Source organism: Variovorax sp. Varisp53 (assembly GCF_059491555.1).
The window spans coordinates 2600340-2626552 of sequence record NZ_CP168512.1 but is presented as its reverse complement, the minus strand read 5'-3'; the positions used below and the strand labels follow the sequence as shown (position 1 = coordinate 2626552).

Here is a 26213-nt window from a genome sequence, read left to right as displayed (position 1 = left end):
TTCGTTTTCTTGCGCTGTCATGCCGTGGCGCGGGAAAGGACGTGCGCGATGGCCACAGACCCGAGCCCGATCATGTGGGCCATGCCCCAGCCGGCACCTTCGTGCTGCCGGTCGCCGGCCTCGCCGCGAAGCTGTCGCGTGATCTCCGCGATCTGGCCGATGCCCGTCGGCCCCAGCGGGTGGCCCATGCCGATCAGACCGCCCGACGCGTTGATCGCGCAGCGCCCGCCGATCTGCGAGTCGCCGCGCAGCAGGTACGCGGCCCCCTCGCCCGGCTCGCACACGCCGATGGCTTCGCTGTAGAGCAGTTCCTCCACCGAAAAGGCGTCGTGCAGTTCCAGCAGGTCCAGCCGGCTTGCGGGAATCGCCGCCTGCTCGAGCGCCGCGCGGGCGCTGGCGCGCACGAGGTCGACCGCCGCGGCGCCGTAGGAGGTTTCGGGTGTTTCGCTGCATGCGGTCGAGGCGCGCACGCGCACGCAGCGGGAAGCGTCCAGGCCGAGCCGGCGCAGCGCGCGGCCCGAGACGACGATCGCGGCCGCGGCACCCTCGCCGCGCGGGCAGCATTGCTGCACGGTCAGGTCGCCGGCCACGGCCGGCGAGGCGAGCACCTGTTCGAGGGTGCGCGGCTTGCGGAACTGCGCGAAGGGATTGCGCGAGGCGTTGCCATGGTTCTTCACAGCTACCTGCGCCATGGAGGCCGCGTCCGCGCCGCGTTCGCGCAGGTAGGTGCGGGCCATCATCGCGAACTTCACCGCGGGGACGTTGGCCGTCTCGCTCAGGCGGGCCAGCCCCTCCTTGTCGGCTGCGCGCCGGGCGTCGCCGTGCTTGTCCACGCCCACCGCCAGCACCACGTCACTGACGCCGCGCGCCACCTCCATGCACGCCTGCCGGAAGGCGAAGGAGCCCGATGCCGAGGCATTCTCGACCTGGGTGACCGCCAGGCCGCTCGAGCCGAGGTGCCGCAGCATCACCCGCCCGGCCGCCATGCCGATGGAGGTCGTGCCCACGTAGGCGCTGTTCACCTGCGGCCAGGCCAGGCCCGCGTCCGCCAGCGCGGCGCGCACCGCGGCCAGGCCCAGGTGCGTGTAGGGCGTCTCGCTCGGGAACTGGTATGCGTGCATGCCGATGCCCGCGACGTACACGCCTTCGTTGTCGTCGATCCAGTTGCTCATCGCGCCGCTCCCTCTGCCGCAACGAAGCGGCAGGCGAAGGTTTCGCCGCCGGGCTGCGCGACAGCGACGGCGCGCAGCACCATGCCGACGCGCAGGGCCGACTCGTCCGATCCGGCGATCACGCCCTCCTCGACGAGCCCGTCCTCGATGAGGATGTCGGCGGCGATGCGGGGCACGTCCATGCCGGGCAGCAGCGGCACGTGCAGGGTCACGTACTCCAGCAGCTTGCCGCCGCCGGGGCGCGCGAGCTTCTCGGCGCCTTGCAGCGGATCGCCGCAGTGGCTGCAGCCGGGCACGTTGGCGGGAAAGACGAGCTTGCGGCACGTCGGACATTGCGCGAAGAGGAACTCCAGCGACTCGCCGTCGGGCGCGAGCTGGTAGAGCGTCGGATGCTGTGGCTGCAGGCCACGTAGGTCAGTGGTCATAGAAACGGATTTCCCGGTTGTAAAAAAAGGGGCTGTGGTGGGGGCGCGCGTGCTACTCCAGCCTGGCGCCGGAGCTCTGCACTACCTCGCGCCAGCGCGTCATCTCGGACTTGACGAAGGCGTCGAGCTTCTCGCCGCGCATGCCGCGCATCGGCACGCTGCCGAACTTCTCGGTGGCGGCCAGGAGCTCGGGGTTCACGATGCCTTCCGCCATGGCATCGGCCAGGCGCTTGACGATGGGCGCGGGCGTCTTCGAGGAGACGAACATGGCGCCCCATGCGCTGGACTCGGCGCCGGGGTAGCCCAGCTCGCCGATGGTCGGCAAATCGGGCGCACTGCTGAGGCGCGATTTGCCGGTCACGGCCAGCGCCTTGAGCTTGCCCGCCTGCACGAAGGGCAGCACCACGGCCGCGTAGTCGAAGGCCAGGTCCAGGTTGCCGGCGATCAGGTCGGTCAAGGCCGGGCTGCTGCCCTTGTAGGGCACGTGCGTCATCTTGATGCCCGCAGTCGTCTGGAAGAGCTCCGCCGTCAGGTGCGTCGCCGTGCCCGCGCCCGCCGAGCCGAAGTTGAGCTTGCCGGGGTTCTGTTTGGCGTACGCCACCAGCTCGGGCACCGTCTTGAACGGCTTGTTCGGGTTGATGACCAGGATCAGCGGCGACTCCGACATGCCGTGCACGGCCTTGAAGTCCTTGACCGGGTCGTAGCGCACGTTCTTGTAGAGCGCGAGGTTGGCCGCATGCGTGCCTTGCGTGCCGTAGATCAGCGTGTAGCCGTCGGCAGGCTGGCGCACCGCGTATTCGACACCGATGGAGCCGCCCGCGCCGGGCCGGTTGTCGACGATCACCTGCTGCCCGAGCTTGTCGCCCAGCTTCTGTGCGAGCAGGCGCGAGGTGCTGTCGGTTATGCCGCCAGGCGGAAACGGCACGACGAAGGTCAGCGGCCTGGACGGCCAGCCGTCGGCTTCGCCGGCCGCATGCACGGCGGTGGAAAGGAGGAGCGCGCCGCTGACCGAGGCGAGGGCTTTGAGGAAGGTTTTCAAGGGTTGTCTCCAGGTTTTGCAACGCGATTCGATTGCGTTTTTTCTACGAAGAGACGTAGACTACTTCAACCAGTCGTTGTTTGACAACCGTGTTTTCTGCCTTCTGAGGGCAATTCGCCAGGTTAAATCTCCAGCAATCGCATAAATCCCGTCGCTATGATCGATAACTTCTACGACCTATCGGAGGATTCATGCCAACCATCGTTCCCGCTGCCACCCGCACGATGACCCTGCTCGAAGTCTTTGCGCGCGAAAAGCGCGAGCTGTCCAACTCGGATCTGGCTCGCCTGATGGACCTGCCCGAGAGCAGTTGCTCCGACCTGCTGCACACGCTGCACGAGATGGGCTATCTGCTGCGCACCGCGCGCAGCCGGCGCTTCTATCCAACGGCGCGCCTGTTGACGGTGGCCAGGGAAATCTCCGCCAGCGATCCGCTGTACGCCGTGGGTGCCGAGGCGTGCGAACTGCTGCGCGACCGCACCGGCGAAACCGGCCTGTGCGGCAGGCTGGAGAACGGCGTCGTGAAGATCATCGCCCTGAGCGAGGGCCGGCACGCACTGCGCTACATGCAGCATGTGGGCGACAAATTGGCGCTGCACGTCTCCGCCCTGGGCAAGGCGATCCTTGCGATCGGCACACCGGAAGAGGCCGCGCGGCAGCTGCGCCTGAAGCCGCTGCGCGCGCTGGCCTCCGGCTCGCTCACCGATCTGGCCGCCCTGGAAGCGCAGGTGGAACGCGCACGCGAACAGGGCTGGATCTGGATCGAGAACGAAGGCAGCGAAGGGCTGACCGCCGTCGCCGTGGCCGGCCAGATCGGCGGCGAGACGCTGGCCCTGTCGGTGGCCGGGCTCACCCATCGCATGCGCGACCAGCGCGAGCGCTGCCTCGAGGCGCTGCAGGAGGTCAAGGCGATCGTCTTTCGCAAGCAGGCCGCCGCCGAGGGCACGGTGCGCGAGCAGCAGCAGCCATCGCCCGCTTCTTCTGCCTCTTCATCTTCCCGCCGCAGCACCAAGGCCTTGCCTCCCGCAGAGCCTTGAGCGCCGCTCATCTTCACTTTCAAACAGGAGACAACGTGTACACCCAGACTGCAGAACAAGCCATGCTGCGCGACAGCATCCGCCGCTTCATGAAGAGCGAGGTCGCGCCCATCGTCGCGCGCCACGACCAGGACAAGACCTTTCCCTTCGAGCTGCTCAAGCCACTGTCGGAGTTCGGCTACCTGGGCGGTCGCTTGCCGGAAGAAGAAGGCGGCATGGGCCTGGACCAGCTCACCTGGGCGATGCTGATGGAAGAAGCGGGCTATGCCTGGCTGTCGCTGCGCACGATGCTCAACATCACCAACGCGGCGATCAACAAGCTCGCGGCCGAGGCCACGCCCGCGCAGAAGGAGCGCTTCCTCAAGCCGCTGCTGAACAACGAGCGCCGCTGCTTCAGCGCCATCAGCGAGCCGGGCACGGGCTCCAACATCGCGCAGGTGCAGACCCGCGCCGACCTGCAGGGCGACCACTACGTGCTCAACGGCCGCAAGCTGTGGATCACGAACGGCGCCTTCGGCGACTTCGGCATCGTCGTGGCGCGCACCTTCAGCCCCGACTGCCAGGGCCAGCTCTCCACCTTCCTTGTCGAGCGCGATGTCTCGCCCTACGAGATGCGGCGCGTCGACACGATGGTGCTGCGCAGCACCGGCACGGCCGAGCTGGGCTTCGACAACGTCAAGGTGCCGCGCGAGAACCTGCTGGGCGAGGAAGGCAACGCGCTCAAGAAGATGCTGATCGGCCTGGACAGCGCGCGCGTGAACATCGCCATGGGCGCCGTGGGCGCCGCGCAGTCGGCGCTGGACCTTTCCATCGACTACGCGCGCACGCGCACGCAGTTCGGCAAGCCCATCGGCAGCTTCCAGCTGGTGCAGAAGCTGATCGTCGACATGACGATCCGCGTGGAGGCCGCACGCGCGCTGGGGCTGCGCGCCGCCGCCGCGCTCGACTCGGGCCACGACGCGCGCACGGCCGCCTCCATCGCCAAGCTCTACGCCACCGAGGCCGCCCACGAGGTGGCCAGCATGGCGCTGCAGGTGCACGGCGGCCTGGGCTATGCCACCGACTACCCGATCGAGCGGATCTTCCGCGACACCCGCGGCGGGACCATCCCCGAAGGCACGACCGAAGTGCAGACGCTGATCGTCGGGCGCGAGATCCTCGGCATCTCGGCCATCGCCTGAACGCCGCGGGAGTCGCACAGCATGACCCAACCGGCCTTCAGCACAGACCTGTCACGCCTCATCCATCCGCGTTCCATCGCGCTGGTCGGCGCCTCCGAGCGGCCGCAGAGCATCGGCGGACGCACCCTGAGCAATCTGCTCGACCATTCGAAGATCGACGGGGAGCTCTACCTGGTCAACCCCACCAGGAGCGAACTGCGCGGCCATCGCTGCTGGCCCAGCATCGCCTCGCTGCCGCAGACGCCCGATGTCGTCGTCATCGCGGTGCCCGCATCGGGCGTCATCGCGGTGATGGAGGAATGCGCGGCCAGGCGCGTGCCCTTCGCCATCATCCTCACCTCCGGCTTCGGCGAGGCGGGCGCCGAGGGCGAGCGGGCGCAGGCCCGGCTCAAGGAAATCGCCGAGCAGGCCGGCATGCGCATCTACGGCCCGAACTGCCCGGGACTGACCAACGTCAACCAACGCCTGGGCATGACCTTCTCGCCGTCGTTCCCGCACGACCTGGTCAAGGGTCCGATCGGCCTGGCCACGCAAGGCGGCGGCCTGGGGCGCAACGTGATGCAGGCCATGGAGCGCGGCATCGGCATCGGCCTGTGGGCCTCCACCGGCAACGAGGTGGACCTGCAGGTGGCGGACTTCATCCACTACATGGCGACCGCGCCCGACATCAAGGTGATCGTGACGCTGCTCGAGGGCATCAAGGACGGCCCGCGCTTCCTGGCCGCGCTGCAGTGCGCGGCGGACAACGGCAAGCCGGTCATCGCGCTGAAGGTCGGCAAGTCGGAGTACGGCCAGCGCGCCGCGCAGTCGCACACCGCCTCGCTGACGGGTTCGGCCGAGGTCAACAGCGCTGTGTTCCGCCAGTACGGCGTGATCGAGGTCGACGACATCGACGAGCTGGTGGACACGGCCTGGCTCTTCGCGCGCGCCATGCCGGGCGAGCGCGAGGCGATCGGCGTCTACTGCTCCTCGGGCGGCACCACGGCGCTGACGGCCGATGCGGTGGGAACGGCCGGGCTCACGCTGGCCGAGTTCGCTCCCGAGACCACCGCGCTGCTTCGCAGCAAGCTGCCCGACTACGCGGCGATCAACAACCCGGTCGACACGACCGCCGCCGTGCTCAGCGACGCCGACCTCATCGAAAGCACGCTGGGCGCGGTCGCCGCGGACCCCAACACGGGCTGCGTGGTCACGCCGATCGCGCTGGACTACGGCGAGACCACCATCCGCATGGCGCAGACCATCATCGCCGCGCAGAAGCGCGTGCGCAGCCCCATCGTGCCGATCTGGATGAGCGACCGGATGGGCGAGGGCTACCGCATGCTGGTCGAGGCCGGCTTCGCGCCGCCACGCTCGGTCGGCAAGGCGATCGCCGCGATCCGGCGCTGGACCGAATGGGGCCGCTGGCACCGCAGCGCAGCGGGCCGCCCGTCGCGCCGTCTTCCGGCCGCCGTGCCGGCGGTGCAAGGCGAGGTGCGCAGCCTCTCGGAGCTGCAGGCGAAGGCCCTGCTGGCAAAGGCCGGCATCCCGCTGCTGCCCGTGGCCGTGGCCCGCACCCGGGAAGAGGCGCGCCGGATCGCCGACGGCATGGGCTACCCGGTGGTCGCGAAGATCGCCAGCCCGGACATCCTGCACAAGTCGGACATCGGCGGCGTGCGGGTGGGCGTCGCCGACGGCGCGCAGTTGGAACTGGCGTGGGACGACATCATGGCCTCGGCCAAACACCACAAGCCTGATGCCGCCATCGACGGCCTGCTGATCGAGAAGATGGCTCCGGGCGGCGGCGTCGAGCTGATGGCCGGCGTCACGCGCGACCCGGTGTTCGGTCATGTGATGACCTTCGGCCTGGGCGGGGTCTACGTGGAGATCCTGCGCGACGTCACGCGCCGGCTGCTGCCGCTGAGCCCCGAAGATGCCGCATCGATGGTGCGCGAGATGCGCTGCTTCCCCGTGCTCGACGGTGCGCGCGGCCGCCCCCTGGCCGACGTGGCCGCACTGGAGCGTCTGCTGCTGGGTGTGTCGGAGTTCGTGACGGCGAACGCGCAGCGCATCGAGGAGATGGACCTCAACCCGATCTGGGTCGGCGCGCTAGGCGAAGGCGCGCTGCCGCTGGATGCGGTGATCGTGGAGCGGGGCGCGGCATGAGCGCGGCCGCGCCGCTCACGGGCATCACCGTGCTCGACTTCAGCGAACTGCTGCCGGGCCCCTTCTTCACGCAGAACCTGGCGGAGATGGGTGCGCGCGTCATCAAGATCGAGCGCCCGCCCGGCGGCGACAACGCGCGGCGCATGGGGCCGGGCGGCTTCGAGGCGGTCAACCGGGGCAAGCTCAGCCTGCTGGCCGACCTCAAGGACGAGGCGCAGCGCGCCCGCGTGCACGAGCTCGTGGCGCAGGCCGACGTGCTGGTGGAGTCGTACCGCCCCGGCGTGATGGCGCGCCTGGGCCTGGACTACGCCAGCCTGCGCGAGCGCTTTCCGCGCCTCGTGTACGTCTCGCTCAGCGGCTATGGGCAGGAGGGGCCGTGGGCGCAGCTGCCAGGCCACGACATCAACTACCTCGCCGTGGCGGGGGCGCTCGCGGTCTCGGGCGAACCCGATGGCCCGCCCACGCAGAACTTCGGTCTGCCGGTGGCGGATCTGTGCGGCTCGATGTATGCGCTGTCGTCCACGCTGGCGGCGCTGCTGCAGCGCGAACGCACGGGCCGGGGCCAGCACCTGGACGTGGCGCTGGCCGACTGCGTGCTGCACTGGATGAACCCGCGCCTGGGCGCCTACCGCGCCGACGGCACGGGCAGCCTCGAGCGACAGCGCGCGTCCACGCAGCTGAAACCCGCGTACGGCAGCTTCCGCTGCCGCGACGGGCAGCACCTGAGCGTCGCGGCGCTCGAAGACCATTTCTGGGCGCGCCTGTGCGGCGTGCTCGACATGGGCGAGTTCGCGCACGAGGCCTACCGCACGCTGGGCGCGCGCAAGAAGCAGGCGCAGGCCATCAACGACCGCATCGCGCAGCAGCTCGCCGGTCGCGATTTGGCCGAGGCCTTCGAGACGATGGCGCGCAACGACCTGCCCGTGGCGCCGGTGGTGGCGCCATCCGAGCTCGCGGCGCTGCCGCAGTTCGCGCAGCGCGGCCTGCTCAACGGCGCCGATGCGCTGTCGCTGGTGCGCTTTCCGGTGCCGCTCGCAGGCGTCGATCCATCCGCGCTCGGCGGCGCGCCCGGCCTCGACGACGCACGGCAGCTGCTGCTGTGAGCCAGCCACCGCTGCCCACGCGGCTGACGAGGCTTTTCGGCCTCGCCTACCCCATCCTCGGCGGCGGGCTGATGTGGCTCTCGGACGCCCGCTACGTCGGCGCGCTCACCAGCGCAGGCTGCATGGGCTTCATCACCCCGCGCTCCTTCGACGGCGAGGCCGCGCTGCGCGAGCAGCCGCGGCGCTGCAGCGAGATCACAGGGGCCGCGCCTTCGGCGTCAACCTCACGCTTTCGGCGCGCCCGCAGGCCAACACCGGCGTGCAGGCCTCGCTGGAAACCGCGCTGGATCATGGCGTGCGCCACTTCGAGACCGCCGGCTATGCGCCGGACGCGTTGATCCAGGCCATCCACGCAGCCAGCGGCATCGTGATCCACAAGGCATCGAGCGTGCGGCACGCCCTCGCCGCCCAGGCGGCCGGCGCCGACGCGGTCGCGCTGGTCGGCATGGAGGAAGGCGGGCACCCCGGCGCCAACGAGCTGCCCACCATGCTGATGGGCGCGCTGGCCGCGGCGCGCGGGCAGTTCCACATCCCGTTGGTGCTGGGCGGAGGCATCGGCCATGGCAGCCAGCTCGCCGCCGCGCTCGCGCTCGGCGCGGACGGCGTCCTCATGGGAAGCCGCTTCCTCGTGAGCGACGAGGTGTCAGCCCACGCCGCCTACAAGAACCACCTGCTGGGCTGCGACGAGCACAGCACCGTGCGCCTGCTGCACACGCTGGGCAACACCTGGCGCGTGCTGCGCAACGACACCGCCGCGCAGGTCGACGCCATCGAGCGCGCCGGTGCGGCCGACCACGCCGCCTTCGGCACCCTGCTCGACAGCCGCGTGGCGCGCGACCGCTGCTACGGCGACGGCGACTGGCGAGGCGGCATGCTCTCGCTCGGGCCGGCCATCGGCTTCGCCACGCGCACCGAGCCGCTCGCCGCGATCGTCGAAGACCTCATCCGCCAGGCACGCGCTGCCGTGGCGCACCTGAACGCATCCACCGCACCGCCATGACCCCAACACTTCCCTTCCTCGACCGCCTGGCCCTGCCCCTCATCGCCGCGCCGATGCTGCGGGTCTCGGGCATCGAACTGGTGTCCGCCGCGTGCGCTGCCGGCGTGGTCGGCGCCTTTCCGACGGCCAACTGCCAGACGCTCGACGAGTTCGACGCCTGGCTCGCGCGCCTGGACGACGAGGCCGCCGCCGCGCTAGGCACCACCGCGCCCTACTGCCCCAACCTCATCATGCGGCGCGACCCCGCGCGCGTCATGGCCGAGGTCGAGCTGATCACGCGGCACCGCGCGCAGATCGTCATCACCAGCGTGGGCTCGCCCGCCGCCGTGGTGCCGCGCCTGCACGAAGGCGGCTGCCGCGTGTTCGCTGACGTGGCCTCGCTGCACCATGCAGTGCGCGCCGTCGAGTCGGGCGTGGACGGCCTCGTGCTGCTCACCGCGGGCGCCGGCGGCCACACCGGCTGGGCGAACCCCTTCGCCTTCGTGCGCGCGGTGCGCGGCGTGTTCGACGGCCCCATCGTGCTGGCCGGCGGCCTGTCGGACGGTGTGGCCCTGCGCGCCGCGAAAGAGCTCGGCTGCGACCTCGGCATCATGGGCACCCGCTTCATCGCCACGCAGGAGAGCCTGGCGAGCGACGAGTACCGGCGGATGCTGGTCGACAGCTCGATCGACGACGTGCTGCTCACGCGCGGCTTCACCGGGCTGCCCGCCAGTTTCCTTGCGCCGTCGGCGCGGCGGCTGGGTATCGACATCTCGACGCTCGACGAGAGCATCTCGGTGGAGGAAGCGAGAAGACGCTACGGCGGCGGCGCCAATGCGGCGCCCAGCCAGCGCTGGACAGACATCTGGAGCGCCGGCCACTCGGTGTCCGGCGTGCGCGCGGTGCCCACGGTCGCCGAACTGGTGGACGCGCTCGCCCAGGAATACCGCGGCAGCGGGGCGGCCTGACCGGTCTTAGGCCGAGGCAGGCGCAGCCACCGAGTCGCGCTCCACATAGCGCAGCCCGACACGGGCCTTGCGCTGCGGCAGGTCGTTGTCGGCGATCCGCGTGAGCAGCAGGTCGACCAGGCAGCGCGCGGTCTCGGCCTGGTCGATGTCGAGCACGCTCACCGCAGGGTCGTGCTCGGCGGCGAAGGGCGTGTCGCCGATGGCGACCACCGAGATGTCGCGCGGCACCTGGAGCCCGCGCGCGGCGATCGCGCGCAGCGCGCTGTTGAGCATGTGCGTACCCTGCACGATGAGCGCGCTCGGTCGCTTCGGCCGCGCGAGCAGCTCGGTGACCTCCGCCTTGACAGAAGCCGTGACGCTGCGCGCCTGCACCAGCAGATCGGGCACGGGCAGGCCCGCCGCCTGGAACGCCGTGCGAAAGCCCTGCACGCGGCGGCGCACCGGGCGCGTGTCGCCCTGCCAGAGCACGAGGGCGATGTCGCGATGCCCGAGCCCGAGCAGGTGATCGACCACGCGCCGCACGCCGCCCGCGTGATCGATGAGCACCGCGTCGTGGGCGCCGCTGACCTCGCGGTCGAACACGACCGCCGGCATCGGCAGCACCCGCAGCGCCTCCACCAGCGCCGCGTTGCGCTCGTTGCCGGGCGCGAGGATCACGCCGTCCATGCCGCGCTGCGTGAACGTTCCCAGCGCCTTCGTCTCGCGCTCGACGTCGTTGGCGCCGTTGGCCAGCAGCAGCAGGTAGTCGCGCCGCAGGAACTCGTCCTCCAGCGCGCGGAACACCTGCGCATACAGCGGGTTCGAGATGTCGGGCAGCAGGCACCCCACGGTGCGGCTGAGCCGCGAACGCAGCACCCGCGCCGCGTGGTTGGGGCGGTAGCCCAGCGCCGCCGCCGCCTGGTTGACCTTCTCCTGCGTGGCCGCCGAGGCGCCGGCGCCGTTCATCGCCCGCGACGCGCTGCCCAGCGAGACACCCGCCAGGCGCGCCACGTCGCGCAGATCGATCTTCTGTTTTCCTGCATTCATTCGGAGGGCATTCCCTGTCTGGCAAGACGATGGGTGCATCTTAGGTGACAGCGAGCGAGGGTTTCCACCATTTCGGAAACGTTTCCAAAATCAAACCATGAGCGCACCGAACGCCGATGAAGGAAACATGCATGACCTCGCCAGCCATCCAGCCCGAGCTCCAGCTTTTCGCTGAAGCGCTGGGCGACCTCCGGCCCTCCTCTGGACGCCTCGCGCAGCGGCGCATCCTGGTGGTGGGTGCGGGCCAGCGCGACATCGACGACCCCGATCCGCCCGCGGGTAACGGACGGGCGATCTCCCTGCTGTTCGCCCACGAGGGCGCGACGCTGACCTGCGTGGACATCAACCCCGCCTCGCTGCAGCAGACCTGCGACCTGGTGCGCGCATCGGGCGCGACGGCTCATGCCGAGGTGGCCGACGTGTCGCAGCCGGACGCGGCCGCAACGACCGTGGAGCGCGCGGTGCAGAAGATGGGCAGCCTCGACGGCCTCGTGATGGTGGTGGGCGTGGCCAGCGGGCTGTCGCTGGACAACCAGACCGCCGAAGCCTGGGACCGCGAGCACGCCACCAACGTGCGCTCGTGCATGCTGTTCGGGCAGCAGGCGCTGCGGCACATGGCACCCGGCGGCTCCATCGTGCTGCTGTCGTCGATCGCCGCGCTGCGCAACTCCAGCTTCAATCCGGCCTACGAGACCACCAAGGCGGCGCAGGTGTCGCTCGCGCGCTCGATCGCGATGGCGGGGCAGGCCAGGGGCGTGCGCTGCAACAGCATCCTGCCCGGCCTGATGGACACGCCCATCGGCCGCGCGGCGACGCGCCGCAGGTCGGACCGCCTCGCGATGCCGCTGCCTTTCGGCCGCCAGGGCACCGGCTGGGAAGTGGCTTACGCGGCCCTGTTCCTGATGTCGCACGAGGCCTCCTACGTGAACGGCCATGCACTGGTCGTCGATGGCGGCCTGACCGGCGGCATCGCCGCGCCGCGCGCTTGAAAGCGACCATGCAGCCGCTGCAACGACGCCGCTTTCTCCAGGCGGCCGCCTGCGCGGTCGCGGCGCCGCACCTGGGCGCCGCGATGGCGGCACGCGACGATGCCTACCCCAGCCGGCCCCTGCGCCTGATCGTGGGCTTTCCGGCGGGCGGCTCGGCCGACCAGTCCTCGCGCCGCCTGGCCGAACAGCTGGCCCGGCAGCTGGGCCAGCCGGTGATCGTCGACAACCGGCCGGGCGCCTCCGGAAACATCGCGGCCGCGATCGCCGCGCGCAGCGCGCCCGACGGCTACACGCTCTTCTACGGCAGCAACGCGACCCACGCGATGAACGTCAGCCTCTATCCGAAGCTGGACTACGACCCGGTGAAGGACTTCGCGCCCATCGCGCTCGAGGGCAAGGTCTACAACGTGCTGTGCATCAACCCTGCCTTCGAGGCGCGCGACCTCAAGGGTTTTCTTGCCATGGCCTTGGCCGCGCCCGGGCGCATCGCGGTCGCCACGCCCGGGAACGCCACCAGCGGCCACCTGTCGCTGGTGCTGCTCAACCGTGCGGCCAAGGTGCAGCTCGCGCACATCCCCTACAAGGGCAGCGCGCCGGCCCTCACCGACGTGCTCGGCGGGCAGGTGCCTGCGATCTTCGACAACGTGGCGGGCAACCTCGCGTACATCCACAGCGGGAAGATCCGCCCGCTTGCAGTCACCTCGCGCAGCCGGCTGCCGCTGCTGCCGCAGGTGCCGACCTTCGAGGAACTGGGCCTGCCGGACTGCGAGATCGCGGCCTGGGGCGGCCTGTGGGCGCCCAGCGGCACGCCCGCACCAATCATCGACAGGCTCAACCAGGAAGTGAACCGGGCGCTGCAGACCCCTGCGGTGGCCGATCGCATGCGCGAATTGACGATCGAGCCCCAGGGCGGCACGCCCCAGGCGCTGGCCGACTTCGCGCGCAGTGAAACCCTCCGGTGGCGCGAGGTGATCCGCGCCGCCGGCATCCGACTCGACTGAAGGAAACCATGGCTCGCATCCCCTACTTCGACCTCGCCGAGGCGCCCGCGGAACTCCACGCGCTGCTGGGCGGGCGCCCTCCGCTCAACATCTACCGCATGGTCGCCCACGGCGGCGCCACGGCGCAGGGCTTCCTGGCCCTGGGCTCGAGCATCCTGCGGCACTCCTCGCTGCCGGTGTCGCTGCGCGAACTGGTGATCCTGCGCGTCGGCGCGCTGTGCGGCTCCAGCTACGAGGTGACCCAGCACCGGCGCGTGGGTGCGCAGGCCGGAGTTTCATCCGCCCGGATCGATGCGGTGCTCGACCATCCGCAAGGCAGCGTCGACAGGGCCTCGTTCGACGGCCTCGAATGCCGCGTGCTCGACTTCGCCGATGCCGTGGTGCGCCAGGTCAAGGCGCCGCGCGAGATGTTCGACGCGCTGGCCGCCGAGCTGCCGCACCAGCAGCTCATGGAGATCGTGATGACGATCGGCTACTACATGCTGGTGTGCCGAGTGCTCGAGAACTTCGAGGTCGACCTCGAAGGCAGCGACGTGCTGGCCGGCCACGCCCCATGGGCCGAGATCCTCAGGCAGAACTGACCGATACCGGAGACACGCATGACCCTCAACCGCCGGCAATTCACCTTCGCTACCGGCCTGCTCCCGCTCGCTCCAGTGCTGCGCGCGCAGGAAACCTATCCCTCCAGGCCCATCACGCTGGTGGTCCCCTTCTCGGCAGGCAGCGTCGTCGACCTGCAGGCCCGTGTGATCGCGCGCGTGCTCGCCGCCCGCCTGGGCCAGCCCATCGTGATCGACAACAAGGTCGGCGTGAGCGGCTCGATCGGCGCAGAGTTCGTCTCGCGCGCGGCGCCCGACGGCTACACGCTGCTGCTGGGCACGCAAGGCACCCAGGGCACCAACAGCGCGCTGTACAAGACGATCCGCTACGACCCGGTGAAGGACTTCGTGGCAATCCACGGCCTGTCGGGCAACCCGAACGTGCTGGTGGTCAACCCCAAGCTCGGCGTCGGCTCGGTGACCGAGCTGGTGGAGCTCGCGAAGAAGAATCCGGGCAAGCTCAACTTCGGCTCGGGCGGCAACGGCACCGGCGGGCACCTGTGCCTGGAGCTGCTGCAGACGCGCACCGGCGCGCGCTTCACGCACGTGCCGTACAAGGCGACTTCGGCAGCACTGGTCGACCTCGTCTCGGGCAACGTCGATGCGATGTTCGACTTCGTCCAGACCGCGGCGCCGCACATCCGAAGCGGCAAGCTGCGCGCGCTGGCGGTCACGCGCGGCCAGCGCATGCCGATGCTGCCGGAGGTGCCGACCATGGCCGAGGCCGGCTTTCCGGGTGTCGAGTCGCTGACATGGGGCGGGTTCTTCGCGCCTGCGAAGACGCCGGAGCACATCGTCAGGCGCCTGTCGGTGAAGACCTCGGAAGCCCTGCGTTCGCAGGAAGTCAAGAACACGCTCGAATCGGCGGGAGGCTTCATCATCGACATGCCGCATGCCGAGTTCCAGGCCTATGTGGCCCGGGAGGCGGTCAAGTGGACCGAAGTCCTGCGCACGGCAGGGGTGACGCTGGAATGAGCGCGGCGTCCACACCGCACACGCTCGCCGCACCCGCGGTGGCCGCCGTCACCGGCGCCGGCAGCGGCATAGGCCGCGCGCTGGCCCTGGCCTGCGCGGGCGAAGGCATGGCCGTGGCGCTCGCCGACGTGGAGGTCGAGGCACTCGCAGCCACCGAGGCGCTCGTCCGGTCGATGGGCGTGCCCACGCTGGCGCAGCGGTGCGACGTGAGCCGAGCCGCCGACGTCGAAACCTTCGCGCAGGCCTGCGACGACCGCTTCGGCGGCGTCGACTGGCTCTTCAACAACGCGGGCGTCGCCGTGCTCGGGCCGGCCTGGGCCGCCACCGAAGCCGACTGGCAGTGGGTGCTGGGCGTGAACGTAGTGGGGGTGGCCAACGGGGTGCGCAGCTTCGTTCCGCGCAGGGGGGCCCGCGGCCGGCCCGCCCACGTGATCAACACGGCCTCCGCGGCCGGGCTCGCGACGCTGGCGGGCTCCGCCGTGTACAGCGCGAGCAAGCACGCGGTGGTGGCCTTCTCGGAATGCTTAGCGCGCGACCTGGAGCAGGCCGGTTCGCCGATCGGCGTGACCGTGGTCTGCCCCTCGCTGCTGCCCACCGGCATCCACGTGTCGCAGCGCAACCGGCCGGGCGCCCTCGCAGACACCATCGCGCCCGCAGCGGCGTATGACGAGCGGGTGCGCGCGGGCATGGCGGCATCCCCCATCGACGCGACAGACGTCGCCTCCGCGACGCTGGCGGCCGTCCGCGCGGGGCGCTTCTACGTCATACCGCACGCCCACACGGGCGTTTCGGTCGAAAAGCGCATGCACGCGATCCTCGACGACTTCGGCAAGCAGCATCCCGATGCGGGATGAGGCGGCGCACTTCGTCCATCACCGCACCGGCCCTGCACAGCAGGGTCGGGCACTTTCTCCAGGAGACTTCGAAATGAACACCGAACCCAGCGACACGCTCGCGCAGATCGCGCAGCAGCTGCAGGCCCTGCAGCGCCGCGTCGACGAACTCGAAAGCGTGGAGGCGATCCGCGCCCTGCGTGCGCGCTACCACATGCTGGTGAACGAGGACCAGGGCCCCCGCCTGCACGAACTGTTCGCGCCGGACGCCAGCATCATCTACAACGCACGCCCCGAGGTGTTCGGGCGCGAGGCCATCCGCACCTTCTTCGAGAACTTTCCTGTGCAGTACGCGCGGCAGTTCATCCACCAGCACGAGGTGAGCATCGACGGCGACACGGGCACGGGCCAGTCCTATCTCGACGGCCGCCCCGTGCACGGCGGCAAGAGCTTCTACGTGGTGGGCCGCTTCGACGACAACTACGTGCGCATCGACGGCCGGTGGCTCTTCAAGAAGGTGGTGCTGACGGTCCACTACATGATCGAGGCGGCCGAACACTGGGAGACCCTGCTCCCGGTGAAGAAGAACGCGGAGGCCGCATGAGCCTGGTTTCACTCTTCGATCTCACGGGCCGCAGCGTCCTGGTTACGGGTGCCGCCAGCGGCCTCGGACTGGCATACGCCGAGACGATGCTCGAGGCCGGCGCGCGCACGCTCATGACGGACATGGACGCGCAGGCGCTGGACACCCAGGTGCAGAACCTGAAGTCGCGCTATCCACTGGTGGAAGGCGCGGTGCTGGACGTCGCCGACGCAGCGGCGGTGGATGCGCTGGTGGACGGCATGGCCGCGCGCCACGGCGCCATCGACTGCGTGTTCGCGAACGCGGGCATCAGCGCCGGACGCGGCTTCGTCGTGGAGGCGGGCCAGTTGGAGAACATCGACCTCGCGCACTGGGACAAGGTCCTGCGCATCAACCTCGACGGCGTCCTGCACACCGTGCGCGCGGCGGCGCGGCACATGAAGCCGCGCCGGGAGGGGCGCATCGTCGTGACCACCTCGATCGCGGGCCTGCGCTCGGAGTCGCTCTCCGGCTACGCCTATGTCACGTCGAAGGCAGCCGCGAACAACCTGGTCAGGCAGGCCGCCATCGAGCTGGCGCCGCACAACGTGCTGGTGAACGCCATCGCGCCTGGCCCCTTTGCCACGAACATCAACGGCGGTCGCCTGCGCCTTCCTGAGTCGGCCGAACGGATGCGCACGCATATTCCGATGGGCCGTGTGGCCCAGGTCGACGAGATCAAGGGACTGGCCCTGCTGCTGGCCTCGCCCGCTTCCAGCTACATGACCGGGGCGATCATCCCTGTCGACGGCGGGGCCACCGCGCGGTAGCAAAGAAAGGAAGCCGTCGTCGATGGAAGTAGCGCCCAGGCCAACCAGCACGCGAGAGAGTTTGCCGAGCTTGTTGGCCAGGGCAACGATGCGAGGAGCTTGGAACCCAAGGCTTCATGAATATGTCTCCAGGTAGATGCCCGCCTGTTGCTGCGGGCTGGTCGAGCGGCGATGGACTGCAGGAACGCATCGCCGCGCGGTCCACAACTACCTACCTCGACGGGCGCGGCCTGTACCTGCAGATTGCCCCCAAGGGCGGCCGCTCTTGGCTGCTTCGCTACAGCAGGGAGGATTGCCGGACGCGTGAGGAGACGCGCTAGCTCATTTCTACGGCTAGCGGCCTAGCGCATGGAGTTGTTGCTCCCAAGCAGCATGGCTAGAGAGAGTACGACGTCGACCCTGCACATCTCTGAATCCTCAAGAGGCTTTGGGCCGATCTCGAGCGACCACGACACCCTGTGGAAGCTGCACACGCGCACGACCGATTGGACCTGCTCACACGTGCGTGGCAATACCTTGATTGGCTGTCCTTCGTAACATATATCCTCTGCAGCGACGACCTCCTCCAATGAGGCTCGCAGGACTCCGGCAAGCTTCTTCGCTTCGTGGCAACGGCGCATCTATCGCTAACCTCCAAATTGATTGTTTAAGTCGCGCCTGCGTATCAAGACTTTGCACGGTGGCGAGTTAGGCAAGCGCGCGCTGGATCAACAGCTTCTGGATGTCCGACGTGCCTTCGTAGATCTGGCACACGCGCACATCGCGGTAGATGCGCTTCAGAGGAAAATCGTTCACGTAGCCGTAGCCGCCCAGCGTCTGGATGGCAGCGCTGCACACGCGCTCGGCCATCTCGCTTGCGAAGAGCTTGGCCATCGCCGCTTCCTTCAGGCACGGCCGGCCGCATCGCGTACCAGCGCCGCGGTCGCCAAACGATACCGGTCCGCTTCCCGGGGCCAATCTGTTCGGGGGGCGAAAAACATGTCCAGGTCATGTGAGAGGCGGCCGGCAAGGCCACTGCTTCTTCATGCACGTTTACCTTTGGGAGAAACGCAGCCGGAAAAGCGTCGCTGTCGGCGAGGCGCCCCAACACACCACAACCGCCGACGGTCAGCAAACGCCTCAGCCCGGCCGCGCGCTACGTGCCACGTGCCACGTGCTGCGTGCTGCGTGCGAAGTCTGCGTCGTGGTGCAGCGAGTTCTCGTCCCCTGCGGCCCGTGTGCGGGCCGTAGAAGATGTCGGCTACTTTCACGGCCGCTTCGCCAAGATCCAGGTGGGGCCGATAGTTTGCCCCGTGTCGCGGCGAGCACCTCCGATCGAAATTCGCGCCCTCGCGCGCTCTTGGCGCGCGACGTTGGCGGAGATGGAATTTTTGCCGCCGTGTGTACGATGGATCGTTAAAGGCGCCAACAAGGCGGTGTGGCGAAAGCGGCACCGGAAGCCCATTGAATCAGGTGGGCCGCGTATGTAGTCAGTCGATCTGCACGCCAGCGGACTTGATGAGCTCGCGGTTCGCAACGGCGTCTTGGGCGATCGCTGCTTTGAACTCGGTCCTCCCCTTGGGCACAGCGACGATGCCTTGCCTGTGCAGCCTTGTGCGCGCTTCTTCGGTTGCAGCGATCGCAAGCAACTGCTTTTCGAGGGCCACAATTTCGGCCTCCGGCATCCCCGTTCTGCCAAGTAACCCGATCCAACCGCTGTACTCGTAGCCCGGAAAGCCCGATTCTTCTACCGTCGGAACCTTCGGCAGATCGGGCCAGCGGTCTTTGGTCGTCACAGCCAGACCGATGAGTTGCCCGGAGGCCACGAAAGGTTGGGCCGCCACGACGGAGATGACGCCGACCGGCAGTTGACCGCCTAGCAGATCACTCGTAAGTGGCCCAGAGCCCTTGTACGGAACGTGTTGCATGGAGACCTTGGCGCGTTCCTTCAGCAACTCGGTCGCGAGATGCGCAGGATGCCCATTGCCGCCCGTACCGAAGGAGATCGAGTTCGGCTTGGCACGGGCTGCAGTCAGCATGTCGCCCAATGTCTTGAACTTGGTCGACGGATGCGCAACGATCACAAACGCCGTCACGCCGATCTGCGCGATCGGTGCGAACTCATCAAGAACATATCCCGGCTTTTGGTACAGGGAAAGGTTGATCGTATGGTTGTTCGAAGTGACCAGCACGGTGCTGCCGTCTGATTCGGACTTCGCCACCAGGGCGGCAGCGATATTGCCGCCAGCGCCTGGACGGTTGTCGACTATCACCGTCCTGCCTTGCAGCATGGCCGGCAGCTTTTCGGCCAGCAATCTGGCCGTCGCGTCGACGGCGCCACCTGGCGGATATGGAACGACGAGCCGCAGTGATTTGGCGTTCTGCGAGAAGGCGGGCAAGACACACAATCCGAAGGCTGCGGTGCCTGCAGCCAACAGGGTACGACGGCGAATCACAGGAGCTTGTCTCATCTTGGGCCTTATAGTGGTGGCGGTATGCGACGTGAGTATCGTGTTCGCTAAGGTCGTCCGCTATTCAATCGAAATATCCCCGGATCGAAACTGAAGATGGCGTACGGTTTCTCAAACTCAGGATCGCTACATGGACCTTCGTCAGCTCAAGTATTTCGTCAAGATCGTCGAACAACGCAGCATGTCGCGGGCTTCGGTGGAGCTCAATGTTGCTCAGTCGGCCCTCAGCCTGCAAATTTCGACTCTTGAAACCCGCCTGCGGCAAAAGCTGTTGATCAGGCGTTCGACTGGGGTCTCCCCGACCCAGGCCGGTCAGACCCTTTACAAGCACGCGGTCGCAATCCTGCGCCAGGTCGAGCGTGCGGCGCAGGACGTGGAACGATCGGCTGCCGACGTGAGCGGGCCCGCCTCGTTAGGGCTGCCGGTGGTCTTGCAGGACCTTCTTGCGATCAATCTTTTGGTGGCAGCGCGCACGCGAATGCCCCAAGTGAGGCTTCATCTGGCCGAAGGTATGAGCTACCTCTTAAAGGAGATGGTGCTACAGGGGAGGCTTGATATGACAGTCACCTACCAATTCGAGCCATCGCCTGGGATCGTGGAACAGCCACTTTTCAACGAGATGATTTACCTCGTGTCCCCTGCCAAATCGGGAATAAAGCCGCAGGAACGAGGACTGTCAATCGCCGATGTCGCGCAGTATCCGTTGTTCCTTTCAAGCAGCCAGACGGGGATGAGAAGACTCGTGCAAGCCGGACTGGCCGCCCACGGTGTCAGCGTGGAGCCGCTTGCCGAGGTTGATTCCCTTCGAACCCTGATTGATGCCGTTGAAACCGGCAACGCCCACACGATCCTGCCCGCATCCGCCCTGCAGAAGCATCTTAAGAGCCGGGCCGACCGCTCGCTGGTCATCAATTCACTGGACATTTCCAGAAACGTGGTGCTGTGCACGTCCGAGCATCTACCCTTGGGAGCGACGGCGACCGCCGTCTACGAGCTGTTGGAAAACCTGATTCAAGAGGCATTGCAGGACGGCAGATGGATCGGCATCCGTCCCGTCTCGGACGCGCCATCGACTTCAACGAAGGGCCCCTCTGCACATTGAATAGCGCCGTGGCGATGCACTCCCTAAAGTGAGGCCTTCACCACTCAAGCGGGCTGCATCATGGAAGACATCAGCGTTTACTGGACAACTGGGTGCTCCAGCTGCGTCAGGGTCAAGGAGTTTCTGACTCGCAAGGGAGTACCCTTTGAGTCGATCAACGTCGCCACCAACCCCGCTGCCATGAAATTTTTGGCTTCTCTGGGGGCACGATCCATTCCCGTGGTCGTTCGTGGCCAGGAGTTCACGTTCGCACAATCGCTGGACGACGTCGCCAAGTTCGTTGGTATCGAGCACCTCGCCGATGTCCTGCCTCCCGAAGTGCTCGTGGAGCGCTGGAAGAAGATCATGGAGATCGCCACGCTTGCCATTTCGAAGATCCCTGCCGATATGCTGGATGTACGGCCGGCGCCCCCCCGTGCTCGGACGGTTCGTGATGTGTCATATCACATCTTCCAGGTGCCGGATGCCTTTCTGCAGGTTGTGAACGACGGCCTGGAGGACTGGACCGTCGTTGCGAACGTCGATGCGCCGCCAGAAATTGATATCCCCGGCATCCTCGCCTATGCGGAAGACAAGAAGAAGCGTGTGGCCCAGTGGTGGGATACCCTCGAAGATCAAAGCTGCACGCAACCGTTGAAGATGTTCTATGGCGTGCATTCCATGCATTCCTTTCTGGAACGCTCAACCTGGCACAGCGCCCAGCACACGCGTCAACTCCTCTGGTGGAGCAAGGAAAACGGCATCCCTGTCGAGCAGCAGCTGACCGAGGAAGTTCTGGAGGGACTGCCGGTGCCTAAAGGGCTCTGGGAATAAGCCCGTTCGAACCACCTTTGCGCACCTCTTGTTTGTGACTTCCTCATGGCTAAGCACTCCAAACTGATCATTCTGGGCTCGGGCCCTGCCGGCTACACCGCCGCCATTTATGCAGCGAGAGCAAATCTCGCTCCCATGCTCATCACCGGAAACGTGCAGGGCGGCCAGCTCACGACGACCACGGACGTGGAGAACTGGCCTGCCGACGTCCAAGGCGTAATGGGGCCGCAGTTGATGGAGCGGTTCTTGCAGCATGCAGAGCGCTTCAATACGCGCGTGGTGGTCGACCACATCCTGAACGTGGATCTGCAAAGCCGGCCATTCGTGCTCACGGGGGACAGCGGCTCCTACTCCTGCGACGCACTCATCATTGCCACCGGCGCATCGGCCAAATACCTGGGGTTGCCCTCGGAGCAAGCGTTTCTCGGCCGCGGCGTTTCGGGATGTGCGACCTGCGACGGATTCTTCTTCGTGGATCAGGATGTCTGTGTCGTGGGTGGGGGAAACAGCGCTGTGGAGGAGGCTCTCTACATGACAAACATTGCCAAGAAAGTCACTCTGATTCACCGGCGCGAGAAGTTCCGGGCCGAGCCGATCCTCCTGGACCGACTGCACAAGAAGATCGAAGAGGGCAAGGTCGAACTGAAGGTCAACTGCGTGGTCGAGCAGGTGGTGGGTGATGACGACGGCGTCACTGGCATACAACTGCGCGACCAAGTGCGCGCCACCAGCGAGCTGGTCGAAGTCAAGGGCTGCTTTGTCGCGATCGGACACCAGCCCAATACGGCCCTCTTCGATGGCCAGCTATCGATGGCCGATGGCTACATCAAAACTCGGGCGGCGCAGGATGGCTACGCCACCATGACCAGCGTCCCCGGCGTATTCGCCGCAGGCGACGTTCAGGACCATATCTACCGGCAGGCGGTCACCAGCGCGGGAAGCGGCTGCATGGCCGCCCTGGATGCTCAACGGTTTTTGGATTTCTGAACGCGTCATGGCATAGAGCGCAGCCCGTCCGGCGCAGAATTCAAAGGCCGTGCTTCGTGGAAACGCGGCAAGCGGCTCAGGGTCCCGTCTTGACGACAGTTGGCGGAGCCTCGTATGCGTTTTGCTGATCAGGCTGCGGGTTGCCCGTAGTGTGGGAGCAGTTCGTCGATGCGGCTGTTCAGTTGATTCGGCAGCCAGGTGATGAAGTCTTTGAGGTAAGTCCACGGATCGTGGCCATGCATCTTGGCCGACCGCACGAGACTCATCACGGCCGCAGCACGTTGACCAGCCAGTTCGCTGCCCTACTGCTACGGCGGCCGCATGCTCAAACCTGAGCCGCCTGCATAGCCCTCCTCCGAGTCACGCAGGCTGATCGCTCGACGTCGCCTCAGACTTCCGTCACGAACTGGTCACGCGGCCGGCGCACCTTGGTGAGGTTGACCAGCCAGTCTTCGTCCGCCACGCGATAGCCCACGGGCAGGATGGCGACGCTGCGCAAGCCGCGTGAGCGCAGGTCCAGGATGTCGTCGAGCGCCGCGGGGTCGAAGCCCTCCATGGGGGTGCTGTCCACTTCTTCGTGCGCCGCTGCAATCAGTGCCGCGGCCAGCCCGATGTAAGCCTGGCGGGCCGCATGCGCGAAGTTGAGTTCGCGGCCGGCTCGCGTCTGGTCTTCGTCCAGCAATAGGTCTCGAAGATGGACTGGCACCAGGCCTTGGCAGCGTTCTGCGCCTCGTCCCAAGTGACGCCCTGGCGCCGGCTGAAAATAAGCCCGCGTCTCGTCATCTCTACGCAAACCGAGTTCGATTCTTCTACGGTTACGGCAAAGGCCCACGTGCATTCGACCGCACCGCTTCGTTCCAGGTGTTTCTTAGCTCTGAAAGCGCCGGGACCGGATCGCGAAGCAACTGCGAGGCGAAGGTTCGGATCAAGTCGCGCGTAGCCTCCTCGGTGATGTATTCGACAGGAGACTTCCCGTCCACCCGCGCGAGCATGAGCGCCGGCAGCAAGCGCGCCGCGCGCGTCTCCAGTCTTTCCGCCGACTCCCAGTTCAGCTGCTCGAGATAGCCTTGCAACAACGCGTCGAATGACGCGGAGAGCTGCAAAAGCGCATCTCGCCGGACGACACCCTTGAGCAGCAGGTGATTCAGGCAGAACGCGAGATCGAAGGCGGGGTCGCCGTACCAGGCGCACTCCGCGTCGAGCAACACAGGTCCACTCGGCCCGACAAGAATGTTCTTCGGACTCACGTCGCCATGGACCAGCGCATATTGAGTGCCGGCCGTTTTCGCCACAAGTTCGAGGAGCACGGGCGCCAGTTCGGGGTGGCGATTTGCGGCCACCACCAGGTAGGGCTCGAGCCGGAGGGCGTAGAAGTTGTCTACCGTGTCAAAGGCCTCGGCCACGTCCGCCCGCCCGGCACTCGCGGCATGCAGCCGCCCGAGCACCTGCCCGACGGCGAAGGCGGTCGCGGGATCGACCTCGCCGCGCAGCAGTTGATCCTTCCAGACCGGATGGCGATCCGGTTCGAGAAATGACATCGCGAAAAGGCCGGCCGCTTCGTCGTGCGCAATCGGCCGCGGTACGTTGTCGGGACAGTGCTGCGCCGCAAAGGTCATCCATTCCCACTCGTAGGCATTGCGCGAGAGCGGCGCCTTCCAGTCAGCCTCGACCTTCAGCTGGGCCAGCGCGCGCTTGACGCACAACGAGCGCCCGTCGATGTCCACCCGCCAGATGTCGGATGAAACGCCGCCCGCGAGCGGCCGCCATTGCGCCTTCTCGTCAGGCGAGATCAGGCCTTGCGCGACCAGGAAACCATCGAGCGCCGTGTCCGGGCTGTTCGTTGTCGTGATCATGCTTGTTTGCCTCAAGCACGCGGCACGGGATGGTTGCGAGGCTCCAGCGGCGCCTTGCCCTGCAGCACCCGCACGACCTCTTCCGCGGCCCGCCGGCGCAGCTCGACGAGCGATGCATCGGACGAGAAAGCCACGTGAGGCGTCAGCATCGCGCCTTCTTGGGCCAGCAGCGCCTGCGGCACCTCGGGCTCCGTCTCCAGCACGTCGAGCCCGGCCGCCGACAGTTGGCCGCCCTGGAGTGCCTCGGCCACCGCATGAGTGTCGACGACGCCGCCGCGGCTGACATTGATCAGCAATCCGCCCCGGGGCATCAGCGCCAGGCGCTTCCTGTCGATCAGGTGATGCGTGCCCGGTAGCAGCGGAGCGTGCACGATCACGATGTCGCACTGCCGCAGCAGCTCTTCCAGGTCGACGCACTCGACGCCGCCGGACTCGCCCTTCAGAAGTGGGTCGTGCGCCACCACCCCGCAGCCGAAGGCCGCGAGCTTGCGGGCGGTCGCCCTGCCGATGCGGCCGAAGCCGACGATGCCGCAGCGCAGGTCGGCCAGCCTCTTGAGCTTCGCGCTGCCAGAGTCCCACCGGCCTTCGCGCACCTCGCGGTCGAGGCGGATCAGGCCGCGCGTCCACGCAAGCACGAATCCGACTGCATGGTCGGACACCTCTTCGACACAGTAGTCCGGCACGTTGGTGACCCACACGCCCCGCTCGGTGGCGGCCTGCACCGCTATGTTGTCGAGCCCCACGCCGAGCCGCGCCACGATCTTCAGCGACGGGCTGGCGGAGATCGCGCTGGCCGATACCTCTGCCCAGCAGGTCATGATGCCGGCCGGCTGGTGCAAGGCGACCAGCCCTTCGATTTCCTCCGAAGCAGCCGGCGCGGCAGGACCGGTGACCAGCTTCATGCCGGCGGCCTCCACGACCGCTCTCTCGATGGAGTCGTCGGGCCAAGCGTAATCAGTGAGAAGGACGGTATCGACCATGGGATGGATCAGTTCAATGAAATCAATGTCATGAGGGCGCCGCCTTCGCACGCTTGGATGCAGCAGGCGCGGGCGGCGAAGTGAGCGCACGGGTGGTCCCGCGCACAAGAAGCGTCGGCGACGAGACCGATCGATAGCGCGGCATGGCTGTGGGCCGCTGCCGCAGCTGATGCATGAACCACAGGCCGCAGGACGTGGCCAGCTCGGACACCGGCAGGCTGATGGTCGTGAGCCCCGCACCCCACCAGCGGAAGCCGGCTTCGTCGCCGTAGCCGACGATCGAGAGTTCGTCGGGCACCCGGATTCCGAGCGCAATGCACTCGTCGACCACGCTGTGGGTGTGCTGCACGCCGCCCAGCACCAGGCCGGTGGGCGGCTTCGGCAGCGCCAGCAGTCGGCGCAGTGCATCGCGGCCGAACTCGGCATCGGAGGGAGAGCCGCACATCTCGAGTTGCGCGTCCCACCGCTTGGCTGCCGTCAGACCATCGCGGTAACCCTTGAGGCGGGAGGCGCCGGTGGACAAGTCTTCCGACGGGCCGATGTAGGCGATGCGCCGATGCCCCAGTTGCAGCAAGTGCTCGACGGCCAACGCCAGTGTCTTGGTGTCGTCCAACCCGAACCACTGCCCGCCAAGACTCGTCTGCTCGCGCAGTAACTGGATGTGGGGCATCGACTTGAGAAGGCGCGCAGTCTCCGGCAGCGGCTTCGGACTCGGCACCAGGATCATTCCCGCCACGTTGGCGCTGATCAACTCGCGCACATGGCGCAGTTCGACCGCGCGGTCGTCGGCGGTCTCCGACAGCGCCAGCTGGAAGCCGTCCTGTTCCAGGCACTGGGACAGCGCATGCGCAATAGTCGAGTAGAAGTTGTTGCGGATGTCCGGAACGATCAGGCCCACCAGGTTGCTCGAGACGCCGCGCATCATGCGCGCGGCGCGGTTCGCGACGTAGCCGATCTCGTTCGCCACTTCCTGGACCTTCAGCTTCATCGCGCTGCTGATCCTCGAGTCGTCCGCCAATGCCCGGCCTACCGTTGAGGCAGAGACCTCCAACCGCGCCGCAATGTCCTTGATCGTTACCATGCTCAGCCCTTTCAAACAATGCGCGAACGATAGCAGTCCAGGCAGAGCTGGAGTGCGGTCGTACCGGTCACGCGGTGAGAGCA

The 26213-nt window shown here is 67.4% G+C and carries 25 protein-coding genes and 2 pseudogenes; 16 read left to right on the top strand and 11 right to left on the bottom strand.

What is annotated here, in order from left to right; genetic code table 11:
* Positions 1–17 precede the first annotated feature (17 nt).
* Genes ACEOAB_RS12235 through ACEOAB_RS12225 form a run of 3 tightly spaced genes read right to left on the bottom strand, consistent with a single transcriptional unit; the run spans position 18 to position 2636 of the window.
* Complete coding sequence (locus tag ACEOAB_RS12235; protein WP_056598627.1) at positions 18–1172, bottom strand: thiolase family protein; 1155 nt, start codon at positions 1170–1172, stop codon at positions 18–20.
* Complete coding sequence (locus ACEOAB_RS12230) at positions 1169–1597, bottom strand: Zn-ribbon domain-containing OB-fold protein (protein WP_056598624.1); 429 nt, start codon at positions 1595–1597, stop codon at positions 1169–1171. Before ACEOAB_RS12230 ends, ACEOAB_RS12235 begins: the two co-directional genes overlap by 4 nt.
* Before the next feature lie 52 nt (positions 1598–1649).
* A complete protein-coding gene (locus ACEOAB_RS12225; protein ID WP_056598621.1) occupies positions 1650–2636 on the bottom strand; it encodes a Bug family tripartite tricarboxylate transporter substrate binding protein in 987 nt (328 codons plus the stop codon).
* A 191-nt stretch (positions 2637–2827) separates the two neighbouring features.
* Here ACEOAB_RS12225 and ACEOAB_RS12220 point away from each other — a divergent pair, with 191 nt between their 5' ends.
* The 6 genes from ACEOAB_RS12220 to ACEOAB_RS12195 all read left to right on the top strand — a co-directional run bounded on the left by ACEOAB_RS12220 (position 2828) and on the right by ACEOAB_RS12195 (position 10049).
* The gene (locus ACEOAB_RS12220; RefSeq protein ID WP_495653754.1) at positions 2828–3673 is read left to right on the top strand and encodes an IclR family transcriptional regulator; all 846 of its coding nucleotides are present in this window, start codon (positions 2828–2830) and stop codon (positions 3671–3673) included.
* 35 nt (positions 3674–3708) lie between these two features.
* A complete protein-coding gene (locus tag ACEOAB_RS12215; RefSeq protein ID WP_268810558.1) occupies positions 3709–4854 on the top strand; it encodes an acyl-CoA dehydrogenase family protein in 1146 nt (381 codons plus the stop codon).
* Positions 4855–4875: 21 nt separating this feature from the next.
* A complete protein-coding gene (locus tag ACEOAB_RS12210) occupies positions 4876–6999 on the top strand; it encodes an acetate--CoA ligase family protein (RefSeq protein WP_495653753.1) in 2124 nt (707 codons plus the stop codon).
* A complete protein-coding gene (locus ACEOAB_RS12205; RefSeq protein WP_413750050.1) occupies positions 6996–8102 on the top strand; it encodes a CaiB/BaiF CoA transferase family protein in 1107 nt (368 codons plus the stop codon). Before ACEOAB_RS12210 ends, ACEOAB_RS12205 begins: the two co-directional genes overlap by 4 nt.
* 259 nt (positions 8103–8361) lie before the next feature.
* A complete protein-coding gene (locus tag ACEOAB_RS12200; RefSeq protein WP_495653752.1) occupies positions 8362–9102 on the top strand; it encodes an NAD(P)H-dependent flavin oxidoreductase in 741 nt (246 codons plus the stop codon).
* Positions 9099–10049, top strand: coding sequence for an NAD(P)H-dependent flavin oxidoreductase (locus ACEOAB_RS12195; protein ID WP_413750052.1), 951 nt, complete (start codon positions 9099–9101; stop codon positions 10047–10049). Before ACEOAB_RS12200 ends, ACEOAB_RS12195 begins: the two co-directional genes overlap by 4 nt.
* A gap of 6 nt (positions 10050–10055) precedes the next feature.
* On the opposite strand, the gene ACEOAB_RS12190 is transcribed toward ACEOAB_RS12195, so the two are convergent.
* A complete protein-coding gene (locus ACEOAB_RS12190; RefSeq protein WP_413750053.1) occupies positions 10056–11075 on the bottom strand; it encodes a substrate-binding domain-containing protein in 1020 nt (339 codons plus the stop codon).
* A gap of 131 nt (positions 11076–11206) precedes the next feature.
* Between ACEOAB_RS12190 and ACEOAB_RS12185 the strand changes: the two genes are divergently transcribed.
* The 7 genes from ACEOAB_RS12185 to ACEOAB_RS12155 all read left to right on the top strand — a co-directional run bounded on the left by ACEOAB_RS12185 (position 11207) and on the right by ACEOAB_RS12155 (position 16864).
* Positions 11207–12064 carry an SDR family NAD(P)-dependent oxidoreductase gene (locus ACEOAB_RS12185; protein ID WP_413750054.1) on the top strand — a complete coding sequence of 286 codons (858 nt, stop codon included), beginning with the start codon at positions 11207–11209 and terminating at the stop codon, positions 12062–12064.
* Positions 12065–12072: 8 nt separating this feature from the next.
* Positions 12073–13065: a Bug family tripartite tricarboxylate transporter substrate binding protein gene (locus ACEOAB_RS12180; protein ID WP_495653751.1), complete on the top strand. Its 993-nt coding sequence runs from the start codon at positions 12073–12075 to the stop codon at positions 13063–13065.
* Positions 13066–13073: 8 nt separating this feature from the next.
* Entirely contained in the window at positions 13074–13646 is a 573-nt protein-coding gene (locus tag ACEOAB_RS12175) for a carboxymuconolactone decarboxylase family protein (protein WP_413751285.1), read from the top strand.
* An 18-nt stretch (positions 13647–13664) separates the two neighbouring features.
* On the top strand, positions 13665–14639 hold the full coding sequence (locus ACEOAB_RS12170) for a Bug family tripartite tricarboxylate transporter substrate binding protein (RefSeq protein ID WP_413751286.1): 975 nt from the start codon (positions 13665–13667) through the stop codon (positions 14637–14639).
* Positions 14636–15493, top strand: a complete 858-nt coding sequence (locus ACEOAB_RS12165) for an SDR family NAD(P)-dependent oxidoreductase (RefSeq protein WP_495653750.1) — start codon at positions 14636–14638, stop codon at positions 15491–15493. Before ACEOAB_RS12170 ends, ACEOAB_RS12165 begins: the two co-directional genes overlap by 4 nt.
* 73 nt (positions 15494–15566) lie before the next feature.
* Positions 15567–16076, top strand: coding sequence for a nuclear transport factor 2 family protein (locus tag ACEOAB_RS12160; protein ID WP_413747997.1), 510 nt, complete (start codon positions 15567–15569; stop codon positions 16074–16076).
* The gene (locus ACEOAB_RS12155; RefSeq protein ID WP_413747998.1) at positions 16073–16864 is read left to right on the top strand and encodes an SDR family NAD(P)-dependent oxidoreductase; all 792 of its coding nucleotides are present in this window, start codon (positions 16073–16075) and stop codon (positions 16862–16864) included. Before ACEOAB_RS12160 ends, ACEOAB_RS12155 begins: the two co-directional genes overlap by 4 nt.
* Positions 16865–17551: 687 nt before the next feature.
* Here ACEOAB_RS12155 and ACEOAB_RS12150 read toward each other — a convergent pair.
* Positions 17552–17764, bottom strand: a pseudogene (locus ACEOAB_RS12150) (acyl-CoA dehydrogenase family protein); the annotation flags it as partial.
* A 569-nt stretch (positions 17765–18333) separates the two neighbouring features.
* A complete protein-coding gene (locus tag ACEOAB_RS12145) occupies positions 18334–19314 on the bottom strand; it encodes a Bug family tripartite tricarboxylate transporter substrate binding protein (RefSeq protein ID WP_413747999.1) in 981 nt (326 codons plus the stop codon).
* A gap of 130 nt (positions 19315–19444) precedes the next feature.
* Between ACEOAB_RS12145 and ACEOAB_RS12140 the strand changes: the two genes are divergently transcribed.
* Genes ACEOAB_RS12140 through trxB form a run of 3 tightly spaced genes read left to right on the top strand, consistent with a single transcriptional unit; the run spans position 19445 to position 22216 of the window.
* Positions 19445–20416: a LysR substrate-binding domain-containing protein gene (locus ACEOAB_RS12140; protein ID WP_413748000.1), complete on the top strand. Its 972-nt coding sequence runs from the start codon at positions 19445–19447 to the stop codon at positions 20414–20416.
* Between the two features lie 60 nt (positions 20417–20476).
* Positions 20477–21229, top strand: a complete 753-nt coding sequence (locus tag ACEOAB_RS12135) for a glutaredoxin domain-containing protein (RefSeq protein ID WP_413748001.1) — start codon at positions 20477–20479, stop codon at positions 21227–21229.
* Between the two features lie 45 nt (positions 21230–21274).
* A complete protein-coding gene (gene trxB / locus ACEOAB_RS12130; RefSeq protein ID WP_413748002.1) occupies positions 21275–22216 on the top strand; it encodes a thioredoxin-disulfide reductase in 942 nt (313 codons plus the stop codon).
* 128 nt (positions 22217–22344) lie between these two features.
* Here trxB and ACEOAB_RS12125 read toward each other — a convergent pair.
* From ACEOAB_RS12125 to ACEOAB_RS12105, 5 genes and pseudogenes are all read right to left on the bottom strand, one after another.
* Positions 22345–22518: pseudogene (locus ACEOAB_RS12125) on the bottom strand (transposase domain-containing protein); the annotation flags it as partial.
* Between the two features lie 86 nt (positions 22519–22604).
* Entirely contained in the window at positions 22605–23054 is a 450-nt protein-coding gene (locus tag ACEOAB_RS12120; RefSeq protein ID WP_413748003.1) for a nitroreductase family protein, read from the bottom strand.
* On the bottom strand, positions 23032–24069 hold the full coding sequence (locus ACEOAB_RS12115) for a phosphotransferase family protein (protein ID WP_413748004.1): 1038 nt from the start codon (positions 24067–24069) through the stop codon (positions 23032–23034). The genes ACEOAB_RS12120 and ACEOAB_RS12115 overlap by 23 nt, the downstream gene beginning before the upstream one ends.
* Positions 24070–24080: 11 nt before the next feature.
* Complete coding sequence (locus ACEOAB_RS12110) at positions 24081–25049, bottom strand: C-terminal binding protein (protein WP_413748005.1); 969 nt, start codon at positions 25047–25049, stop codon at positions 24081–24083.
* A 28-nt stretch (positions 25050–25077) separates the two neighbouring features.
* A complete protein-coding gene (locus tag ACEOAB_RS12105; protein ID WP_056594920.1) occupies positions 25078–26130 on the bottom strand; it encodes a LacI family DNA-binding transcriptional regulator in 1053 nt (350 codons plus the stop codon).
* Positions 26131–26213: the final 83 nt, after the last annotated feature.

Bases quoted from the DNA above. Each gene is read 5' to 3' on its own strand.
- ACEOAB_RS12165 (WP_495653750.1), top strand. From the start codon at position 14,636: ATGAGCGCGGCGTCCACACCGCACACGCTCGCCGCACCCGCGGTGGCC.
- ACEOAB_RS12135 (WP_413748001.1), top strand. From the start codon at position 20,477: ATGGAAGACATCAGCGTTTACTGGACAACTGGGTGCTCCAGCTGCGTC.
- ACEOAB_RS12140 (WP_413748000.1), top strand. From the start codon at position 19,445: ATGGACCTTCGTCAGCTCAAGTATTTCGTCAAGATCGTCGAACAACGC.
- ACEOAB_RS12205 (WP_413750050.1), top strand. From the start codon at position 6,996: ATGAGCGCGGCCGCGCCGCTCACGGGCATCACCGTGCTCGACTTCAGC.
- ACEOAB_RS12180 (WP_495653751.1), top strand. From the start codon at position 12,073: ATGCAGCCGCTGCAACGACGCCGCTTTCTCCAGGCGGCCGCCTGCGCG.
- ACEOAB_RS12175 (WP_413751285.1), top strand. From the start codon at position 13,074: ATGGCTCGCATCCCCTACTTCGACCTCGCCGAGGCGCCCGCGGAACTC.
- ACEOAB_RS12120 (WP_413748003.1), bottom strand. From the start codon at position 23,054: ATGCACGTGGGCCTTTGCCGTAACCGTAGAAGAATCGAACTCGGTTTG.
- trxB (WP_413748002.1), top strand. From the start codon at position 21,275: ATGGCTAAGCACTCCAAACTGATCATTCTGGGCTCGGGCCCTGCCGGC.
- ACEOAB_RS12195 (WP_413750052.1), top strand. From the start codon at position 9,099: ATGACCCCAACACTTCCCTTCCTCGACCGCCTGGCCCTGCCCCTCATC.
- ACEOAB_RS12110 (WP_413748005.1), bottom strand. From the start codon at position 25,049: ATGGTCGATACCGTCCTTCTCACTGATTACGCTTGGCCCGACGACTCC.
- ACEOAB_RS12235 (WP_056598627.1), bottom strand. From the start codon at position 1,172: ATGAGCAACTGGATCGACGACAACGAAGGCGTGTACGTCGCGGGCATC.
- ACEOAB_RS12115 (WP_413748004.1), bottom strand. From the start codon at position 24,069: ATGATCACGACAACGAACAGCCCGGACACGGCGCTCGATGGTTTCCTG.
- ACEOAB_RS12185 (WP_413750054.1), top strand. From the start codon at position 11,207: ATGACCTCGCCAGCCATCCAGCCCGAGCTCCAGCTTTTCGCTGAAGCG.
- ACEOAB_RS12210 (WP_495653753.1), top strand. From the start codon at position 4,876: ATGACCCAACCGGCCTTCAGCACAGACCTGTCACGCCTCATCCATCCG.
- ACEOAB_RS12220 (WP_495653754.1), top strand. From the start codon at position 2,828: ATGCCAACCATCGTTCCCGCTGCCACCCGCACGATGACCCTGCTCGAA.
- ACEOAB_RS12145 (WP_413747999.1), bottom strand. From the start codon at position 19,314: ATGAGACAAGCTCCTGTGATTCGCCGTCGTACCCTGTTGGCTGCAGGC.
- ACEOAB_RS12170 (WP_413751286.1), top strand. From the start codon at position 13,665: ATGACCCTCAACCGCCGGCAATTCACCTTCGCTACCGGCCTGCTCCCG.
- ACEOAB_RS12155 (WP_413747998.1), top strand. From the start codon at position 16,073: ATGAGCCTGGTTTCACTCTTCGATCTCACGGGCCGCAGCGTCCTGGTT.
- ACEOAB_RS12190 (WP_413750053.1), bottom strand. From the start codon at position 11,075: ATGAATGCAGGAAAACAGAAGATCGATCTGCGCGACGTGGCGCGCCTG.
- ACEOAB_RS12230 (WP_056598624.1), bottom strand. From the start codon at position 1,597: ATGACCACTGACCTACGTGGCCTGCAGCCACAGCATCCGACGCTCTAC.
- ACEOAB_RS12105 (WP_056594920.1), bottom strand. From the start codon at position 26,130: ATGGTAACGATCAAGGACATTGCGGCGCGGTTGGAGGTCTCTGCCTCA.
- ACEOAB_RS12160 (WP_413747997.1), top strand. From the start codon at position 15,567: ATGAACACCGAACCCAGCGACACGCTCGCGCAGATCGCGCAGCAGCTG.